The organism is Mycobacterium sp., assembly GCF_035653355.1.
Classification (GTDB): Bacteria; Actinomycetota; Actinomycetes; order Mycobacteriales; family Mycobacteriaceae; genus Mycobacterium.
Map to the genome: position 1 here is coordinate 1 of NZ_DASRBZ010000157.1, position 3,487 is coordinate 3,487.

A 3,487-nucleotide genomic window follows, 5' to 3' on the forward strand; every position below is an offset into this window, starting at 1 on the left:
TCGTCGCTCTACGGGTTGCCGATGCGGCTGGCCAGTGACGCTCGCCGTTTCGACTCGTGGCCGGCGTGGTTCAGCTTGTTCGGCGCCGGGATGTCCCTGCGGTGGCTGGCGACGCTGGATCGGGCCGACGTGCACGCGCACACCGTGGGGTTGGCGAACCGGTTGCGGGCCGGATTAGAGCTGCCGCCAGTGAATTCCGCGATCGTGTCCATCCCGGGCGACCACTCGGCTGATGCGTTGCGCAACGCCGGCATCCGGGCAGCCGTGCGCGCGGGTGGGGTGCGCGTCGGATTTCACCTCTACAACACCGAGGCCGACCTGGACCGCCTGCTGGACGCGCTGCACGCGTCGTAATCAATGCGCCGCCGGCTGGCACGCTTTCGTAGTCAACCGCGGGGCTCGTCGTCGTCGACACGGCGAGTGCCGCGGGTGATGACCATCCACCGCCGAACCGGCAGATCCCAGCGGCGCTGCGGCAGCTCGGTGACATCGGTGAGCGACCTGACGACGGCCTGCGTCAGGCCCATGATCGCGGCCATCACCGGCAGCAGCGGTTGGAACGGTTTGGCCGCCGAGCGGACGGTGCTGATACGCCTGGCGACGACGTAGCGCTCGATGCAGTGATACAGCCACGCGCCGACACCCAGCGCGTAGATCGCCAAGGCCGCCGCAATGACGGCCAGCCCGTAGGCGGCGCACGCGACGGCTCCCAGCACGACGGTCGCCGCGAGCGCGGAGGCGATGACGACGCGCAGCTCGGGCCGGGTCATGATTCGGGCCCCTGCTCGCGCGGCGCCGCCCGAACCGCCTGGGCGGCGGCGCGGATCTGCGGTGTCACCAGCATGATCTGGCCGAGCACGCCGTTGACGAAGCCGGGCGACTCGTCGGTGGACAGCTCCTTGGCCAGCTCGACCGCCTCGTCGACGGCGACCGGCTCAGGCACGTCGTCGGCGTGCAGCAGCTCCCACACCGCCACCCGCAGGATGGCGCGATCCACTGCCGGCAAGCGATCGAGCGTCCAGCCCTGAAGATGCGAGGCGATCAGGTCGTCGATGTGGTCGGTGTGCTCACTGACCCCGCGCGCCACGGTGATCGTGTACGGGTGCAGCGGCGCCACATCGGGATTGGCGTCGGCCAGCGCTGTGCGTGCATCGGCCATTGCGGCCGGGCTCAGGCCGCGGGCCTCGGCTTCAAACAGCAGGTCGACGGCGCGCTTGCGGGCCTGGTGCCGTCCCTTGACCGGCTTAGGCATGGTTACGCGCGGCCGAGGTAGCTGCCGTCGCGGGAATCCACCTTCAGCTTGTCGCCGGTGTTGATGAACAGCGGCACGTTGATCTGCGCGCCGGTCTCCAGGATGGCCGGCTTGGTGCCGGCGCTGGACCGGTCGCCCTGCAGGCCCGGCTCGGTGTGGGTGACTTCCAGTTCGACGGTGACCGGCAGTTCGATGTACAGCGGTGTGCCGTTGTGGAACGCCACCTGCACAGGCATGCCTTCCAGCAGGAACCGGGCCGCGTCGCCGACCAGCGATTCGGGGATATGGTGCTGCTCGTAGTCCTGGCTGTCCATGAACACGAAGTCCGAGCCGTCGCGGTACAGGTACGTCGTGTCGCGCCGGTCGACGGTGGCGGTCTCCACCTTCACGCCCGCGTTGTAGGTCTTGTCGACGACCTTGCCAGAGACCACGTTCTTCAGCTTGGTCCGCACGAACGCCGGGCCCTTGCCGGGTTTGACGTGCTGGAATTCGACGATCTGCCACAGCTGGCCGTCGATCACCAGCACCAGTCCGTTTTTGAAGTCGGCAGTCGTTGCCACAGTCGGTGACTCTCCTACACGATGGCCAGTTCCTTGGGGAACCGGGTGAGCAATTCCGGTGTGTGACCGGACGTTTCGTCAGCCACGACGAGGGTGTCCTCGATGCGGACACCGCCCCGGTCGGGCAAATAGACACCGGGCTCCACGGTCACCACGGAGCCCGCCAGTAGTGTACCGGCGGCCGTCGCGTTGATCCCCGGCGCTTCGTGGATCTGCAGGCCCACCCCGTGGCCCAGACCGTGGCCGAAGCGCTCGCCGTGGCCGGCGTCGATAATCACCTGGCGCGCCGCGGCATCCACGTCTTGGAGATTCGCCCCCGCCCGCAGCGCCTCGCGGCCGGCCCGCTGTGCGGCAGCGACCAGGTGATAGATCTCGTGCTGCCAGTCGGCGGCACGGCCGAGCACGAAGGTGCGGGTCATGTCGGAGTGGTAGCCGGCAACCAGCGCGCCGAAGTCGATCTTGACGAAGTCGCCGGCGCTCAACACGGCGTCGGTGGGCCGATGGTGTGGGATCGCCGAATTGGGCCCGGCCGCCACGATCGTCTCGAACGACACGCCTTCGGCGCCGTGGTCGAGCATCAGGTTCTCCAGCTCGCGGCTGACCTCCCGCTCGGTGCGGCCGGGCCGCAGGCCGCCGCGCTCGATCAAGTCGGTCAGCGCCGCGTCGGCCGCTTCGCAGGCCAGCCGCAGCAGCGCCACCTCGCCGGCGTCTTTGACCTCGCGCAGCGCCTCCACCGTGCCCGAGGCGCGCACCAGCTCCGTCGCCCCCGCCTCAGCGGAGAGCCCGTCGAAGCCGTCGACGGTGACCACGTGGCTTTCGAAACCGAGGCGCCGCACACCCGCGGCTGCGGCGCGCCCCACCAGATGACGCCCGCAGGCCCGCTCGATGGCGATCTCCAGATCGGGCGCCTGCTGCGCGGCCTGAGTGCGGTAGCGCCCGTCGGTGGCGAGCACTGGAGTCCGGTCGTCGGCGAACACCAGCAGCGCGGCGTTAGAGCCGGTGAAACCGGACAGGTACCGCACGTTGACCAGGTCGCTGACCAGCATCGCGTCGAGCCCGTCGGTAACGATTCGTGACCTCAGATTGTCTCGCCGCTGGGAATGCGTCACAACCGCTGACGCTACTCGCTACGCTGTGGCCCCATGACTAACTGGAGGCTGCGCGGACTGGTGTTCGCCGCTGCGATGGTCATCGTCCGCTTGTTGCAAGGGGCGTTGATCAACGCGTTTCCCACACAGGCGGGGTTGATCAGCATCGTGCTGGTGCTCCTGTTATTCATCGCCGCTCTGGTCTGGGGGCTGCGGGACGGTCGTGCAGACGCCTCGGCGGAGCCCGACCCGGACCGCCGCCGGGATCTGGCGATGACGTGGCTGCTGGCCGGCCTGACAGCCGGCATCGTGAGCGGCGCCGTGGTGTTTGTGATCTCGCTGCTCTACAAAGGCCTCTATGCCGGCGGGCTGCTTAACGAGCTGACGACGTTCGCCGCCTTCACCGCGCTGTTGGTGTTCCTGCCGGCGATGGGCGGGGTGGCTTTGGGCCGCTGGCTCATCGACCGCCACGCTCCGCCGCCACCGAAGCACGGCCAGCGCGAGGATGACACCGACGTGTTTGAAGCGGTCCACGAGGACGAGACCCCGACCGAGGGGATGTCCGCGGTGAAGGGCCATGACCAAGA

5 protein-coding genes and 1 pseudogene are annotated in these 3,487 nt (G+C 68.7%); 2 read left to right on the top strand and 4 right to left on the bottom strand.

What is annotated here, in order from left to right; translation table 11 throughout:
• Positions 1-354: pseudogene (locus VFA16_RS05220) on the top strand (aminotransferase); the annotation flags it as partial.
• A 32-nt stretch (positions 355-386) separates the two neighbouring features.
• Here VFA16_RS05220 and VFA16_RS05225 read toward each other — a convergent pair.
• Genes VFA16_RS05225 through VFA16_RS05240 form a run of 4 tightly spaced genes read right to left on the bottom strand, consistent with a single transcriptional unit; the run spans position 387 to position 2,921 of the window.
• Entirely contained in the window at positions 387-770 is a 384-nt protein-coding gene (locus VFA16_RS05225) for an antitermination protein NusB (protein ID WP_324966794.1), read from the bottom strand.
• On the bottom strand, positions 767-1,252 hold the full coding sequence (gene nusB / locus VFA16_RS05230) for a transcription antitermination factor NusB (protein ID WP_324966795.1): 486 nt from the start codon (positions 1,250-1,252) through the stop codon (positions 767-769). The genes VFA16_RS05225 and nusB overlap by 4 nt, the downstream gene beginning before the upstream one ends.
• Positions 1,253-1,254: 2 nt before the next feature.
• On the bottom strand, positions 1,255-1,812 hold the full coding sequence (gene efp, locus VFA16_RS05235; RefSeq protein ID WP_324966796.1) for an elongation factor P: 558 nt from the start codon (positions 1,810-1,812) through the stop codon (positions 1,255-1,257).
• Between the two features lie 14 nt (positions 1,813-1,826).
• The gene (locus VFA16_RS05240) at positions 1,827-2,921 is read right to left on the bottom strand and encodes a Xaa-Pro peptidase family protein (RefSeq protein WP_324966797.1); all 1,095 of its coding nucleotides are present in this window, start codon (positions 2,919-2,921) and stop codon (positions 1,827-1,829) included.
• 33 nt (positions 2,922-2,954) lie between these two features.
• On the opposite strand from VFA16_RS05240, the gene VFA16_RS05245 reads away from it, so the two are divergent.
• Positions 2,955-3,487 (top strand): B-4DMT family transporter (locus VFA16_RS05245; protein ID WP_324966798.1); only part of this gene is annotated, 533 nt, incomplete at its 3' end.